General features: G+C 39.3%; 14 protein-coding genes. 5 read left to right on the plus strand and 9 right to left on the minus strand.

What is annotated here, in order from left to right; genetic code table 11:
* Positions 1–88 precede the first annotated feature (88 nt).
* On the minus strand, positions 89–1,135 hold the full coding sequence (locus tag FD725_RS03145) for an ABC transporter permease (RefSeq protein ID WP_179046777.1): 1,047 nt from the start codon (positions 1,133–1,135) through the stop codon (positions 89–91).
* A gap of 163 nt (positions 1,136–1,298) precedes the next feature.
* Here FD725_RS03145 and FD725_RS03150 point away from each other — a divergent pair, with 163 nt between their 5' ends.
* Together FD725_RS03150 and FD725_RS03155 are read left to right on the plus strand one after the other, a co-directional pair.
* Positions 1,299–2,591 carry an AAA family ATPase gene (locus FD725_RS03150; RefSeq protein WP_179046778.1) on the plus strand — a complete coding sequence of 431 codons (1,293 nt, stop codon included), beginning with the start codon at positions 1,299–1,301 and terminating at the stop codon, positions 2,589–2,591.
* Positions 2,569–3,255, plus strand: a complete 687-nt coding sequence (locus FD725_RS03155) for a DUF4276 family protein (RefSeq protein WP_256871836.1) — start codon at positions 2,569–2,571, stop codon at positions 3,253–3,255. Before FD725_RS03150 ends, FD725_RS03155 begins: the two co-directional genes overlap by 23 nt.
* 24 nt (positions 3,256–3,279) lie before the next feature.
* On the opposite strand, the gene FD725_RS03160 is transcribed toward FD725_RS03155, so the two are convergent.
* Together FD725_RS03160 and FD725_RS03165 are read right to left on the minus strand one after the other, a co-directional pair.
* Positions 3,280–4,767, minus strand: coding sequence for an ABC transporter ATP-binding protein (locus FD725_RS03160; protein ID WP_179046779.1), 1,488 nt, complete (start codon positions 4,765–4,767; stop codon positions 3,280–3,282).
* The gene (locus FD725_RS03165) at positions 4,768–5,817 is read right to left on the minus strand and encodes a BMP family protein (RefSeq protein WP_179046780.1); all 1,050 of its coding nucleotides are present in this window, start codon (positions 5,815–5,817) and stop codon (positions 4,768–4,770) included.
* Positions 5,818–6,595: 778 nt separating this feature from the next.
* Between FD725_RS03165 and FD725_RS03170 the strand changes: the two genes are divergently transcribed.
* Positions 6,596–6,871 (plus strand): hypothetical protein, encoded by a 276-nt coding sequence (locus FD725_RS03170; protein ID WP_179046781.1) that lies wholly within the window; start codon positions 6,596–6,598, stop codon positions 6,869–6,871.
* Here FD725_RS03170 and FD725_RS03175 read toward each other — a convergent pair.
* The 3 genes from FD725_RS03175 to FD725_RS03185 all read right to left on the minus strand — a co-directional run bounded on the left by FD725_RS03175 (position 6,868) and on the right by FD725_RS03185 (position 10,262).
* On the minus strand, positions 6,868–8,340 hold the full coding sequence (locus FD725_RS03175; protein WP_179046782.1) for a pentapeptide repeat-containing protein: 1,473 nt from the start codon (positions 8,338–8,340) through the stop codon (positions 6,868–6,870). The two genes, FD725_RS03170 and FD725_RS03175, sit on opposite strands and share 4 nt — an antisense overlap.
* A gap of 150 nt (positions 8,341–8,490) precedes the next feature.
* Positions 8,491–9,405 (minus strand): nucleotidyl transferase AbiEii/AbiGii toxin family protein, encoded by a 915-nt coding sequence (locus tag FD725_RS03180; RefSeq protein WP_179046783.1) that lies wholly within the window; start codon positions 9,403–9,405, stop codon positions 8,491–8,493.
* A gap of 77 nt (positions 9,406–9,482) precedes the next feature.
* Positions 9,483–10,262, minus strand: a complete 780-nt coding sequence (locus tag FD725_RS03185) for a pentapeptide repeat-containing protein (RefSeq protein ID WP_179046784.1) — start codon at positions 10,260–10,262, stop codon at positions 9,483–9,485.
* Between the two features lie 274 nt (positions 10,263–10,536).
* On the opposite strand from FD725_RS03185, the gene FD725_RS03190 reads away from it, so the two are divergent.
* Positions 10,537–11,328, plus strand: coding sequence for a TIGR01548 family HAD-type hydrolase (locus tag FD725_RS03190; protein WP_179046785.1), 792 nt, complete (start codon positions 10,537–10,539; stop codon positions 11,326–11,328).
* Between the two features lie 110 nt (positions 11,329–11,438).
* On the opposite strand, the gene FD725_RS03195 is transcribed toward FD725_RS03190, so the two are convergent.
* Entirely contained in the window at positions 11,439–12,005 is a 567-nt protein-coding gene (locus tag FD725_RS03195; RefSeq protein WP_179046786.1) for a hypothetical protein, read from the minus strand.
* Positions 12,006–12,122: 117 nt separating this feature from the next.
* Between FD725_RS03195 and FD725_RS03200 the strand changes: the two genes are divergently transcribed.
* Positions 12,123–12,587, plus strand: a complete 465-nt coding sequence (locus tag FD725_RS03200; protein ID WP_179046787.1) for a hydrogenase maturation protease — start codon at positions 12,123–12,125, stop codon at positions 12,585–12,587.
* Positions 12,588–12,682: 95 nt separating this feature from the next.
* Here the strand turns inward: FD725_RS03200 and FD725_RS03205 are convergent, their stop codons facing one another.
* Both FD725_RS03205 and argS read right to left on the minus strand, forming a co-directional pair.
* Positions 12,683–13,057 (minus strand): hypothetical protein, encoded by a 375-nt coding sequence (locus tag FD725_RS03205; RefSeq protein WP_179046788.1) that lies wholly within the window; start codon positions 13,055–13,057, stop codon positions 12,683–12,685.
* 1,047 nt (positions 13,058–14,104) lie between these two features.
* A complete protein-coding gene (argS, locus tag FD725_RS03210) occupies positions 14,105–15,871 on the minus strand; it encodes an arginine--tRNA ligase (RefSeq protein WP_179046789.1) in 1,767 nt (588 codons plus the stop codon).
* Between the last annotated feature and the right edge of the window lie 160 nt (positions 15,872–16,031).

Below are 16,031 nucleotides of genomic sequence, written 5' to 3' on the forward strand. Positions count from 1 at the left end.
CGCAGCGAAAAGTTCTGTAGGAGGGTTTCCCTCCGTAGGAAACTTTTCAAGACAGAGTATCGCAGAGAAACCTCCGCGTACCTCCGCGTTAAACTTCCGCGTCCCTCTGGGTTTTGACTCTCTCCAGTGCCAAGCTAATAGCAATAAATAATACGGTCAATCCTTGGATAGCATAAACTATCGTCACGGGTACGCCAGCGCTGCGTTGCATGACATTTGCACCACTACGCAAGGCGGCGAAAAATAGGGAAGCTAAAACTACACCACTAATACTACCGCGACTTAAGAAGGCGATCGCTATGGCATCAAATCCATAACCGGAGGAAACCTGTTCAAATAAGCGATATTTCAAACCCATGACTTCTGATGCACCAGCTAAACCAGCTAAACCACCAGCTAAGGACATGACTAAAATGATGGTACGTTCTACAGAGATTTTGGCATAACGGGCGGCGGTGGGGTTAAAACCAACGGCGGCAATTTGGTATCCTAGAGGCGATCGCACTAATAATACCCACAATATGCTGGCTGTGATTAGGGCTAGTAAGATGCCTGCATGGGCTAGACTCTGGGGGAGAATGATGGGTAACTGGGCAGATTTGGCAATTAAGGGTGAATAGGGACTAGGTGCGGCTGGTGCTTTCAAGGGGTTTTGGACTAAGTAGCTGACTAAGTTCACTGCAATGTAATTTAATAGTAAGGTGGTGATGACTTCGTTTACTCCCCGCACAGCTTTGAGATAACCGGGTATTCCACCCCAAATTGCACCAAAAACAAACCCGGCGAACAGTGCTAAGGGAATATGAATCAAAGCGGGGATGCCTTGCACATATAACCCGACTAAGGTGCTTCCCAATGCACCAAAGTAAATTTGTCCTTCGCCACCTATATTAAATTGCCCAGCCCGTAAGGCGACTAAGACACCTAAGCTGGTAAATAATAAGGGTGTCATTTTGGTGAGGGTGTTACCAAATCCGAAGTAGGTAGAGAAGGATTCTTGAAATAAAGCTGTGTAAGCAATGATGGGATTTGCCCCAGCTAGAAGGATGAGGATAGCACCAATGATGAGGGCAGAGGCGATGGCAATTAAGGGCGATAATATTGGTAATAGTTTTACGTCATTTTTTGTGATCATGATGTGATGATTGCCAACCCATAATTCGGCTTTTAGTAAAACAATGATGTGGAAGTTTTGTTATCTTACTACATATCGATTTATAAGTTATTTAAAGTCTTTAGACTAAAACTTTCAGTGTTGGAAATGATAAGATTATTCTTTAGTTGATTAGAGGGCTTAAATGTCTAAAGTAGAAGGCTTTAGGGTAAGAAATTATAGAGTTCTTCATGATGTCACCTTGGGCAAGCTATGGAACACACAAAATGCTAAACCATTAACGCCAATGACAGCTGTTATTGGTAAGAATGGTGTGGGAAAAAGTACAATTTTTGACACTTTTGGGTTTCTTGCAGACTGCTTGAAAAATGGAGTAGAAGAAGCGTGTGATTCTCGTGGTCGTGGGGGCTTTGAGAGAATTCGTTCCCAAGGACAAGAAGGAAGTATTGAGTTTGACATCTATTATAAAGAAGATCGTAATGCTCGACCAATTACCTATGAGTTGGCAATAGATATTGATTCATCTGGAAGACCTTATGTAAAAAGAGAGAGACTCAGACAACGAAGAAAAGGACAAGGCAAGGGACAACCTTTTTCTTTTCTTATTCTCAATGAAGGTAGAGGAATTGCCTGGAAAGGTGAACAAGAAGGTAAACAAGTTGAAGAACAAGAAGGTGATTTCGATTTATCAAAATTAATAGAAAAAATACAAAGAGGTGAAGCCGAAGAAGAGAGTAAAGAAACTGAAGTAGTTGAGCTTGATGATAAGCGAAAATTGGGGATTGCTACTTTAGGCTCACTTAAGCAACACCCAAGAATTTCTGTATTTCGTAGATTTATTGAGGGATGGTATTTAAGCTATTTTACTCCAGATGCCGCACGAAGTTTACCTCTGGCTGGCCCACAAAAACATCTGAATATTCATGGGGATAATCTGGGCAATGTAGTTCAGTTTATGGAAAGAGAGCATCCTAGAAAATTTCAATCTATACTTGAAAAGATAGCTAGTAAAATTCCAGGTGTCAACAAAATTAGTACTGAAAAAAGCCCAGATGGAAGACTCCTTTTGCGTTTTAATGACAAGGGTTTTCAAGACCCATTTTATGCTCAACAAATGTCGGATGGCACACTTAAAGTATTCGCTTATCTACTTTTGTTAGAAGATCCCTCACCACCACCATTTTTGTGTATCGAAGAACCTGAAAATGGACTTTATCATAAACTTTTAGAAACCTTAGCGCGAGAATTTCGAGAACACGCTACAGGTCAAAGGGGTGGTTCGCAAGTATTTGTGACAACACATCAACCATATTTTGTAGATGCCCTTGAACCTGAAGAGGTTTGGGTTTTGGAAAAGGGTGAGGATGGGTTTGCTAAAATTAGGCGAGCTAGTGAAGATCCTCTAATCAATAACCTTGTTTCTGAAGGTTTGCCCCTTGGCGGACTTTGGTACAGTGACTATTTGGATGCAAGGTGAGTATATGCACTTTGAGATACTCATTGAGGATATTTCTGGCAAAAAGGCTCTTGATATTCTTGTTCCAAAAATTATTAACATTGAACAGCATACATTTAATATCCATTCTTACAAAGGAATAGGGCATATTCCTCAAGGCTTAAAATCTACTTCTGATCCCAAAAAACGAATTTTGCTCGACCAACTTCCAAGACTTATTCAAGGTTACGGCAATACATTTGCTAGTTATCCCTCTGATTATTATGCTGTCCTCATTGTCATTTGCGATCTTGATGACCGATGTCTGAGTGCTTTTCGCAAAGAACTACTGGAACTTGTAAGTTCTTGTGATCCTCGACCAAAGACACAATTTTGCATCGCTATTGAGGAAGGAGAAGCATGGTACTTGGGTGATTTAACCGCAGTGACGACAGCTTATCCAAGTGCCAAACAAACAGTCCTAAATTCATACATCAATGATAAGATTTGTGGCACATGGGAGAAGTTAGCCGACGCATTATATTCTGGAGGTTTGCAAAAGTTGTCTAAACGTGGTTATCAGGCAATTGGTAAAGAGAAAGCAACTTGGGCTGAAACGATATCTCCCCTTATGGACATTGACAATAATAAATCACCAAGCTTCTGCTATTTTCGAGATCAACTTCGACGTTTAAGTGGGGATTAGGGCAAACAACAGATAATGTAAAGACTAGGCATTTTCTGTAAATAAACTTCCCCCACCCATCAATAAACCAATTTCCTCTATGGTTGCTGTCTGTGCGTCCAGAATAGCGACAAACTCACCTCTGTAGATAACGGCAATGCGATCGCTCATTGCCATGATTGCTTCTAACTCTGTAGAAATGTACAATATTCCTGCACCGCGATCGCGTTGTGTTAACAATTGCCCATGAACTGCGGCTGTCGCCCCGATATCTAATCCCCGTGTGGGTTGCATGGCGACAATTAAATCTGGTTCTCCTGCTAGTTCTCGTGCCAAAACTACTTTTTGTTGATTTCCTCCAGATAACTGACTAACTTTGATATCTTCCCCAGTCGCCCGAATATCAAAGGTTTGCATTGCCATTTGGGCATGATGTTTGATGGTTGCTGATTGTAATAGAAAATGACGACAGAATGGCAGGTTTTTAAAAACTTTTAAAATTAGGTTTTGGGCAATATTAAATTGTAAAACCAAGCCCATTTTCTGTCTATCTTCCGGAATATAACCTACTTTCTTTGTTGCTGAAGCTAGGTTTTTAAAATCCATCTTTCCCTGATTTATCTTGCGTAAACCTGTAATCGCATCTGCTAATTCTCTTTGTCCATTGCCATCTACACCAGCAATTCCCAAAATTTCTCCAGCCCGCAGTTGAAAAGATATATCACGAACTGCTTTCACACCTCTATCATCAGTAACTTGCAAATTTTGCACTGAGAGTATCACCTCTCCCGGTGCAGTGACAGATTTATCAACTTGTAACACCACATCACGTCCCACCATTAATTCGGCTAATTGTTGGGGTGTTGTGGCTTGAGTTGTGGTTGTGGCTACTACCTGACCTCGGCGTAAAACTGTGACTGTATCACAGAGATTTATAACTTCTTCTAATTTATGACTGATAAAAATAATTGTGTTTCCAGCATTAGCTAATTGTCGTAAAATAGCTATGAATATTTTTACTTCTGGGGGTGTTAACACTGCTGTTGGTTCATCCAGAATTAACAGTTTAGCCTGACGATAAAGAACTTTGAGAATTTCTACACGCTGTTGTATTCCTACAGGTAAATCTGCTATTTTTGCTGTCGGATTAACTTCTATGCCATAAGCTTGAGATAAAGTTGCGATCGCTTGTTGTTTTTGCTCTAGATTTAAACGCCAACTATTCTCCGTACCTAAAATAATATTTTCGGTGACAGTTAACTGAGGCACCAGCATGAAATGTTGATGTATCATGCCAATGCCTAGTTTTATCGCTTCATGTGGTGAACTAATTTTTACTGGTTGATTGTGCAGATAAATTTGTCCAGCATCAGGTTGAGATAAACCACTGACAATATTCATTAAGGTGGTTTTACCCGCGCCATTTTCCCCTAAAATTCCATGAATTTTCCCACTCTCAACACTCAAGCTAATATGATCATTAGCGATAAATGAGTTAAAGCGTTTGGTAATATTTTCTAAGCGTAAATCCATTTATGCTTTTTTCACGCAACGTGTATCTTTACCAGCTTCCCGACAAGTGATAAAAGTAATTTTTTTATCAACAATTTCCTGTTTCACTTTCAAGGCATTTTGTTTAACTGCTGTCGGGACTGCTGCTGCGAATTTACCTAAATATAAAATATCGGGTCTTTCTAAACCTATGGTATATATCTGTCCTGTTAATTGTTTTTGTTTTGCTAGTTCTGCTAAATAAGCTATGGCTACATCCAATTTTTTCACGGCACTGGTTAACACCGCTTTGGGGGCAATATCTAACTGGTCTTTTGTATTGCCAAAAGCATACACGCCTTTGTCACTAGCTGTTTGTAATACGGCTGGTGATGCACTATCTAACCATTGATAAATCACATCATTACCAGCAGAAATCAAAGCCAGTGTGGCTTCTTTGGCTTTAGCAACATCATTCCAATCACCTGTAAATGTAGGAGTAATCTGCACATTGGGTTTAACTGATTTTGCACCTAATTCAAATCCACGTAATTCTTCTTGTGTGGCTGAAAATTCTTGTCCGGCAATATAAGCTAATTTATTCGATTTAGTCATGGCTGCGCCAATCATGCCACACAAATAACTTCCTTGGAGATGATCTATTCGCAAAGAAGCAATGTTTTCTCCTTTGAGATTACCATTGACACCAACAAAAAATGTGTTGGGAAATTGGGCTGCGACTTGTTCAATGGCTGCATCAAATTGTCCACCGTGGGCGAACACCAAATTATAACCCTTGCGTGCAAAGTCTGTTAAGACTTCGCTTTGATCTGCTTGGGCGACTTGTTCTACATAGGTGATTTCTGCACCCAGCTTTTGTTTTGCTAGGTTCACTCCTTCATAACCAGACTGATTCCATGCTTGATCTGTAATCACTCCAGGGAGAGCGATCGCTATTTTAAACCCATCTGTGCTACTTGTCGTTGTTGGTGTCGTTGTTTGGTTACTACTACAAGCTTTCAGTAACAATCCAGTAGCAAAAGTAGCTGAACCATACACAAAAAATTTCCGGCGGCTAAAACCTAGCTTCATATATAGTAGGGGATTGGGGAACTCGAGGCCCCCTCTGGGGATAAGGGGTAATAGGGATAGGGGATTGGAGACAGGGGATAGGGTGGAAAGTTTCTTTGTATAGGACTCATATTTGATTTTTGTTAGCGTAGCCTGCGCTTACGCATACAAAACTCAGTACACCTTTATTCTTTCTTAAGAGTCACCAGTCCCCAGTCCCCAGTCCCTTACCTCTACGAGTGATTCAGAAATCAAAAAACAACTCTCTTTTTTAACCTTGATTTTCCTAGCCTTTAGCCCTAATTTGCATATTATTTTAATCTTCTTTTAAGAAAAATCATCAAAAAATCATATTTTCTTTACACAAAAAACAAAATTCCTGTCTACTGGAGATATTAGACTATGACTGCATATCAAAATAAAGTTCACAAATTAAAGATTTTACTAAGTCAAAACAATGGTACTCAGCATAAAAATTTTACTTTTCTGGAGTGATAAAATGCTTATATATCAAGCAATATAGTCATTCCTGGTAATTGACTTTTGGCAAAAATGCCATCAATAACACAGTTAAGTTTACGCAAAAACTTTATACTACAGTGGTTTTTGTATGAGCAAAAAGTAAATTTGGGTATTGATAATATCCATATACATATATCAATGATAGAATTACTTAGGTACAGCTTTTTAAATAAAAAGATTGACTGTGAAACTATAAACACTTATTTACTGTTGACGCTAACCAATTGTGAAGAGTAAATAATAAATTCCATCATGTAATCTACGAAGTATGAAAAAAATGAGAGATTATATGGGCGATCGCGTGCATCATAACAAGGGTAGGTTTTACTGGGAGTGGATACTGAAGGCTGTATTATATACAACCTGTTCAGCGACATTGATGACTTCCAGCTACTTCATCGTCAAAGGCTTATTTTTTTACTACAGTTCTATTACCAAATCCAGCTATCCTACGTCCGTTCCTTGGATTAATAACAAATTTCAATGCGAATATAGCGGTAGAACCTGGAGTAGAAATAACTGTTGGGATGAAGAGCAAAGTCCTTGGTTTTAACTAGACTGTCGCCAGTGTATTGGTATTTCTAAATTATCAGGTAATCGAGTTGTGCGATCGCCCACTGCCATACTAATCTGCTGTGAGTACAAATTTTTTACACCTGTCAGGATTGCCCCTGCTAATTTCACATCACAAAAGTTAGCTTCAGACAGGTTAGCCCCGACAAGATTAGCATGAGCCAGATTAGCTTCATAGAAAGTAACTCGATGTAAATTTGCTCCCATCAAGTTAGCCTTAGACAAATCTGCTTGCGTTAGACTAGCCCCAGTAAAGTCGGCAAATAAAACTTCTGTCTGCTGTAATTTAGCTGCATTTAAGTTAGCACCAACTAAACTAGCTCCATTCAGGTTAGCGCCTTGCAAGTTAGCACCAATTAAACCACAATGATACAAGTTAGCTTTCCCCAGTTTCGCCCCTTGTAAGTTAGCCAGAAATAACTTCGCTCCAGCCAGATTAGCTAATTTCAAGATGGCTTGTTGTAAATTGGCTTTATAAAGATTGGCTCCTGACAAGTTCGCCCCACGCAGACTTACCCCAAACAGATTAGCTCCTCGTAAATTGGCCCCACTCAAATCAGCACGATTTAAATTTGCTGCTTGTAGACTAGCCTCTAGCAGATTTGCTTTAAATAAACTAGCCTCAAACATCATCGCGCCAACAAGTTTAGCACCTTCCAAATTAGCTCCACTCAGATTACAGCCACGCAAATCAGCGCCCCGGAAATTACAACCACGTAAGTCTGCTCGTTGTAAATTAGCTCCCAATAGTTCAGCCCGCCGTAGATTAGTATTGCGTAAATCCAGCTTTTTCCCTTCTTCATCGTGTTGAGCATTACGTCTACCAATCACAGTTAATGCTGCTTGAATATCTCTGCGAATTTTTGCTGCTGCTTGTTCTGGAACTTGCAATGGCAACTGCTGTATCCGAGGCTCATTGTTTTTATACTTACTTATATATGTCGATGGTGCATCTTCTTCTGTTTGTGCTTCTACTTCCCCAAAAGCTGCATTCTCTCGCACAAAAGCTGTTAAAACCTCTATCACTGTCCAGTATTCTTGGGGAAAATCTTCTGCAACTCTTTCTAAAACGTAAATTGCGCCTATCCGAGTTTCTATTTTCTCATGACCAAGTTGGGCGATCGCTGTCATTAAGCGTTCAGAGATGAGCTTATCTTGAGAGAGTTTAGTATTCTGGATGCCAAGTTCCCAATTTTTTTCCGATGCTAAAGCATTTGTTTGGAGAGCTTCGACGCGCTTGGCTGTATAGTATGTATTAATCATTACAGCCAATCCCAAAAAAATAATCGCACTAGTGGTTAAGGCTTGATTTTTAGACTGTATTTGTTGCTGAGTTGTCGTACCTTCCGGGTGAGAAGATGTCAATAAAATCAGAACTATAGAAAATACAAATATCAGAGTTAGAGCAATTAACCAGCGCCAGATTTTGTCTGTCTTATTAGCAGACATAATAGTCCTGTTCCTCACCACACACAATTCATATTTATGTGTTTAAGAAAACATTATACCATTTAAATTTGGATTTCCAACCAACATAGGTGAGTTTTGTCTTTGTAGACGCGATTTCTCATCACCCAAGAGAGCAACATATTAGACTTTTCAAACACCCTCTGACAGCTTGCAGTTAACCAAGAGTAAATCTATTCCATTCATGATGATAGGAATTTTCTCTTCAGATATATTCAACTGCTGAAAACAATTATTTCTATATTCTGCTTTTTGCAGAAAATTATTGATAGCTTTAACTAGTGGCTTTTTGACTTCGTAGCTTTCTTCAGCTTTAGTAATTGCTCTGGCTGGTATTTCGTTGTTTTGGCGCAATATCGCTAAATCAATTAAATCTCTAGATTGTGTGCTTGTATCATTCCACCTATCAGCATTAGCCATAAGTTTTGAGGTAAATCTGTCACTGATGCTCAGACAAGGAATTTTTGTCCATTGGGGATAAACAGGAGGATCTAAAACAAAATTGCCATTAGCGACAATTTCTACTTTAATCGTTGTTCCATCTACAGTTACAGGAAAGCGAATGCCATATTGATTGGCTATACTTTCACCTAATTGGATATCTATTGTATTTTGAAATAATGCGATAATCCCTTCGTCATAAATTAAATTTCTTAAGTACTTGTAACTTTCCGTGCCATAGGGAAAGAGAAAATCAATATTTTTACTCAATCTATATTCATTATATTCTAATGCTATCAGTGTACCACCAGCTAAATAAGCGTTAGCTTGATGAAAAACTTCAGGTTTAAAAGCATTGATAATTTTGAGGATTTGCTGATGCTGTACAAAATTAAACATTTCTAAATCAGATACTATCCAAGAATTATATTTTTTGCCTAAATAATGTACAAAATCTTTTTCTTCGGCTTGAAGATTATTGAATGTAGTTTGGTAATCCCAATAGCGTTGATACAATTGGAGCTTTTCTTGCTCTGTCAATTGATATACATTTTTTAGCTGCCAACCAATAGATTCTAGGAAGGGAAGATTGTGTGAATTGAGCATCACTATTTACGCAATGGCTATGACATCTTTGATGTTTTTATACATTGATTTCTATTTTATCAGAATTTTAATTCCCATTACATCGGCTCGATTGTGGTTAATTTTGCTTCGCGGAGATTCGCGCCTGTGAGTATTGTCTGATGAAAAAATACATCCTCTAAATTAGCTAAATAAAGATTTGCCCCTTGCAAATTAGCATTTGTGAGATTTGCACCAGCTAAATTAGCTGCACTGAGAATTGCTCCAGATAAATTAGCACCAGTCAAATTAGCACCAGCCAAATTAGCCGCACTGAGAATAGAATCAGATAAATTAGCGCCAGTCAAATTAGCATCAGCTAAATTAACTTGATAGAGATTAGCTTGTACTAGGTTGGCTTGTCGTAAATCTGCCCCTCTCATATTCGTATAACTCAAATCTAATTGTTCACTTTGAGGATATTGGTGCGGATTTCTACTGATAATCACAGTTAGGGCAGCTTGAATTTCCTCCCGCATGAGTAATGTTGAGTTACTGCTAACAAGCATTTGCGGATGAGTTATTTCCTGATTTTTTACAAAGCTAGCCAGAGCTTCTATAATTAGCCAGTGATATTGTGGATGCTCGTTAGCTAATTGTCCTAGCTGATAAATCACACTGAGTTTATTTTCTATTTGTTGATGATGTATATTTTCTAGAGCTATCTTTAAGTATTGAGGGATATGATGCGATCTGCGGGAGAAAAACAACTTCTGTAAATCACTTTGTATCAGTTGAGGATTAAACACTATCTGGGGGAAGATATTTGCCGATGTAATATGAGTACTTTGTATCTTTTTTGTAGTCAATCGACAAATATTAAGAATTACTGTAAACATAGGTAAGTTATTCTTTAGGCATTAGCTTACCCTTGCTATTTTCTATATTTTTTTTTAGTTTGAGTAGTGGTAAATCTAACGATTATTTACTATTATGTGACAGTAAATATTACTTACCGTTACAGCATAGATAAATAAAGATACTCGTGATTGTCAGTAGGTCAATAGTCAATAGTCCATAGTCCATAGTCCATAGTTAATAGTCCATAGTCAAAATCAAGTTTTTTCGGGTAATGTAAAATCATCAAGATCCGATGCTCAATTACCCATACTTATGACTAAAAAAATCACAGCGATCGCTATATTTGATATAGATGGTGTTGTGCGTGATGTTGGCAATTCCTATCGCCGAGCGATCGCTGACACAGTAGAATACTTTACAAACACAGCTTATCGTCCCACATCCCTAGACATTGACCAACTTAAATCTGAAGGTATCTGGAACAATGACTGGGAAGCATCTCAGGAATTAATCTATCGTTACTTTGCCACACAAGGACAATCTCGTGAGCAAGTACAACTAGACTACGACAAGATTGTGACTTTTTTTCAAGCCCGTTATCGCGGCACAGACCCAGATAATTGGACAGGGTATATTTGTGATGAACCTTTATTATTAAAACCCAGTTATTTAGACGAACTCACACAAGCTGATATCGCCTGGGGCTTTTTTAGTGGTGCGACTCGTGGTTCTGCTACCTATGTTTTAGAAAAACGTCTGGGCTTAAAGTCTCCAGTGCTAATTTCGATGGAAGACGCACCAAGTAAACCAGATCCCACCGGACTTTTTGCTACCGTCAGTCAGTTAGAAAATGGTTTAGAGGAAACAGCTGTAGTCATATACGTCGGTGACACCGTAGCTGATATGTACACAGTCAGCAAAGCCAAGGAACTCAAGCCACACCGCACGTGGATAGGCGTAGGTATTCTACCACCCCACGTCCAAGAAACCCCAGCCCGTAGTCATGCTTACACAAAAACTTTAATCACCGCCGGCGCATCTATAGTATTCAGCAATGTTGAGCAGTTAAATTCACGGCAAATTGAGCAGTTAGCTGGGGAATAGTCAATAGTCAATAGTCATTAGTCATTAGTCATTAGCACTCACTCACTCCCGGTGACTGAGCGCAGTCGAAGTACACTCCCTCACTCAGCACTCAGCACTCCCTCACTCCTTCAATTATTCGCTGGAACCAATTCTACATCTGCACAGGAACCACCTGTTAGACGATAATCATCTACTTGCACCCAGCTATCTTGACCTAATGCCCAAAATCCAGTGAAGATATTGTAAGTAGTTTCATTGCCTGTTCTAAAACTCAGAGTTAGAGGTGTGTAGCGAGGTAAGCTGCCAAACTTGATTTCGGAAAACACCTTTTGTCTAGCGTCTCGCACCCCAAAATAACCATCGGTGACATTAGCTGATGTCCGGGCATAGACTGTTAGTTGATACTGGGTATTAGGCTGTAGTCTTACACGCTGACGGATGCCATTCCATCCAGAAGCATTTCGCATCCAGGCATTGTTTCTACCAGAATTACTGTATCCCAATCCGCGATCAATGCCAACTCTACCTTCCCCAATCCAAGGACTACTGACTCTTTGGCTAGTTTGTCCCTCAAAGTTACCACCGTTAAGGGGAGAAGCACAAGAAGCATGAGTTGGAATATAAGAAAAACTGAGAGTAACTGCGGTAGTAATGAATATGGCAATTTTGCTAATTGAGAAATTTTGGCTAGCCATTGAGCTTAATCCCTGAATTCAAGATAATGATGAAACCCGACAAGTACATAATATGTCCGCACAATCAGCTTTATGCAGATTATCAATCAACTTCATCACTCTTTTATAAGTTGTTTTATGCTCACAATTATTGGTTGCGGAAATCTGAATCGTAGTGACGATGCTGTCGGCGTAATTATTGCTCAACGTCTACAAAAATATCTAGCCGAAAATCCTCATGTAAATGTGCGGGTGTACGACTGTGGAACCGCAGGGATGGAGGTAATGTTTCAAGCTAGAGGTAGTACAAAATTAGTCATTATTGATGCCAGTTCTACGGGTTCCGAACCTGGTGCAGTTTTCCAAGTTCCTGGTGCAGAATTAGCAGCCTTACCAGAACCTAGTTATAACTTACATGATTTTCGTTGGGATCATGCCTTAGCTGCTGGACGAAAAATCTTTGAAGATGATTTTCCGCAAGATGTCACAGTTTATTTAATTGAAGCAGCAAATCTTGATTTGGGATTAGAATTAAGTCCCGTGGTGGAAAGTTCTGCTGAGTTAGTTTTTCAGGAAATCGCAGAAATAATTCGTAATGCGTAATTTGTTATCCGTCAGGTATTTTGAGTTTTGATTGGAGGTGTGAGAGTTTGATTTAGTTTTTCTCTCACATCTCTTACATCGTCTGTGTCTCTCCATCAAGCCATATCTCGGTAAACAGATAGTTCGTCTACCCTCATTTCAAATGGTACACCTTGACTGTCTGGAGGACAAACCCGAATCTTGGCGCTGCTGACTATTTGGTTAAGCAATTTTCCCATTGGGACAATTTTTTGCAAAACCCGCCAGTTAGTTACTGGATCTGTACATTCAATTACCAATGTCATAGCATTAGCTTGGGTAGTGACATACCATCGGCAATTAGATAGAAGATTTTGAATTGTGCGATCGCACGCTTCATAAAAGTATTTGCTGATTGAATACTCTAATTGCTGTCTCAGTATAATATCAGCCGATGTTGGCTGTATGGGATGAGAGTCATCACTGTTAAAATAATACCTGTTTCTAGCCATTTTAGTTCACCGTCCTACTCAATTCCAGTCGCCATTGCCTAAGAAACAACTCCAGATGTTTCTTATAATTACTGGGTTGCATCATGATCAAAAGCACCAATCCTCATACATTGAATGCTGCAACAATTGTTACTCAGATAAATTTCTCACCCAGTAACACCAGCTATTGACATGGCAATTCTCTAACTGGTGTATTTAGACATAAAAAAATCATGCACAGCACATTCTCATACCAATTCACAAAAATCCTGATACATATAGCTTACTCGTTGGGTATTGTCCGCCCACCGTTAAAACGGTGGTCTCATAGCTTAAGTCCATTAAAATGGACTCTGATATTCAGTCCTCTTGAGAGGACTTTAGCTATGAGACAGGGATTTACAATCCCTGACGGACTGACGGACTCACGTATTTGTATCATTATTAAAGTGAAATGGTATCAGGTGAAGCCTATCACCTCACCAGCAGTAATCTTTGATTAATGTATCAGTTGATTGAAAATACCTACTTTAATCAAATCTGTGCCTATCTTTGACCCTGGTAATATTGCCTAATGTCGATGCACCGCCAAATAAATTTTTCTTGCCTGGAAATTTTATGTTGGGATTAACTGCTCTAGTACTTGCAAAACATATAAACAATGTTCTGGCAAAATAGACTATTTCCGGAAATGTGTAATTGAGTGTCTATTCTAGACAGTTTGATAGAACTTATTCCTATCCACCATCTCCTCAGCAATATCTCAAGCTGTTTTATTTATATTTCCAACTAGACCTATAATAAACACAATTAATTAAAAAAAAGCATTCTTTAATACTTTTTTTCGGTATAACCTAATTCTCTCATCCATACTTAATTAATTAATAGATGATTGTTAGACAATTATTCTCAAGAGCAAACTTATCAGTAAGGATTCAGGAGTCAGAATACAGGAGTCAGAATAGTTCAAATTCTTATATTTGATAAGTGGTGTTTAATCACCCAATAATTATACGGAGACGTTGCAATGCAACGTCTCTACTATTGCTGATTTGCTGAAGCTTAGTTTTACATCCTCTCTAATACCTGAATACCCAATAAAGATAAACCTAACTGCAAACTTCTGGCGGTCAAATTACACAAAACTAAGCGAGATGTGCGCAATGGTTCTTCTGCATCTAATACCCGGACTCCTTGATGGCGATCGTAAAAAGTATTAAACCGTCTACTCAATTCATACAAGTACTCACATAGACGGTTAGGAAGCAAATCTTGTTCTACAGTACTAATAACTTCACCTAACTGTAATAAGTACTTAGCTAGGGCAAATTCTGTTTCATGCTGCAAGATAACTTTGGCATCATTTCCTAACTCGGCAAAATCAATTCCCCCTTTACGGCTAATTCCTTGAATCCGGGCGTAAGCATACAACATATAAGGTGCTGTGTTACCTTTATCTGATAGCATTTTGTCGTAACTAAAGACATAATTACTAGTGCGATTTTGACTTAAATCGGCATATTTAACAGCACTAATACCTGCTACCTTGGCAACATTGGCTTTAAATTCCTCAGTTTCTTCTCTACCTTCTTCAATAATTTTTGCCTCTAATGTCTCACGGAATCTGAGAATAGCCTCATCTAACAAATCCCGTAATCTGACAGTATCACCGGAACGAGTCTTAAATTTCTTGCCATCTTCCCCCAACACCAAACCGAAGGGAACATGAACCAGTTCCACATCATTAGGAATCCAGTCGGCTTTACGTGCTACTTGGAAAAATTGGGCAAAATGGTTAGCTTGCCCTGCATCAGTGACGTAGATAATCCGTTTAGCATCATCTTGCTGAATCCGGTAACGTAGAGAGGCTAAATCAGTTGTGGCGTAATTATAACCACCATCAGATTTTTGCACAATCAAGGGTAAAGGTTCACCCTCTCGATTGGTAAACCCATCTAAGAAAACACATTTTGCACCTTGGTTTTCTACCAGTAAACCAGACTTGTCTAACTCTTCCACCACTGTTGGTAGTAAAGGGTTATAAAAAGATTCACCTCGTTCGGTTAACTGGACATCCAGCAAGTCATAAATTATCTGAAACTCTCGGCGTGATTGTGCGCACAACAACTTCCAAGCATGGAGTGTATCTTCTGCACCCGCTTGTAATCTCACAACTTCTTGGCGTGCTGTTTCTTGGAAAGCTGCATCTGCATCAAACCGTTGCTTGGCTTGGCGGTAAAAGCTGACTAAATCACCAATATCTAAAGCATTGGCAGTTGTCAAGGCCTCTGGGTAAACTTCTCTTAGGTAAGCAATTAACATCCCAAATTGCGTACCCCAATCACCCACATGATTTAATCGCAAAACATCATGTCCGCGAAACTCCAGAATTCGGGCGATGGAATCACCGATAATTGTGGAACGCAAATGTCCGACGTGCATTTCTTTAGCAATATTCGGACTGGAAAAATCAACAATTTCCCGTTGTGGATGCTTTGTGGTGGGGATTCCTAGCCGGGAATCAGCATGAATGGCGTTAAGTTGTGCTTCTAGGTATGCGGTTTTCAACTTCAGGTTAATAAAACCAGGCCCGGCGATTTCGGGAGTTTCACAGATGTCTGATAAATCTAATTTCTCCACAATAGCAGCTGCGATCGCTCGCGGTTGCTGTCCTAATTTCTTACTCAAGGACAAAGCAACGTTAGCTTGATAATCGCCAAATTTAGGATTACTCGCAGCCACCAAAATCGGATCGACTCCGGCGTAATCAAGACCAAAAGCGTCCACCAAAGCCTGCTCAAGTTTGACTTGTAGTTGTTCTTGTGTAGCGTTCATATATAAATGTTATCTGTTTGAGTGTAAAATGAGCTGCCTAACGGTTGGACTTTCCCCAAGCTTGATTATTTCACTCTAGTAACCTTTAGGGAAGTTAGGGACTTCCAACTAAAAAAATATACAATCGCTTTGGTGAGCAGGGGAAGCAGGGGAGGAAAAA

Origin of the sequence: Nostoc sp. TCL26-01, from assembly GCF_013393945.1 — a bacterium.
Classification (GTDB): domain Bacteria; phylum Cyanobacteriota; class Cyanobacteriia; order Cyanobacteriales; family Nostocaceae; genus Trichormus.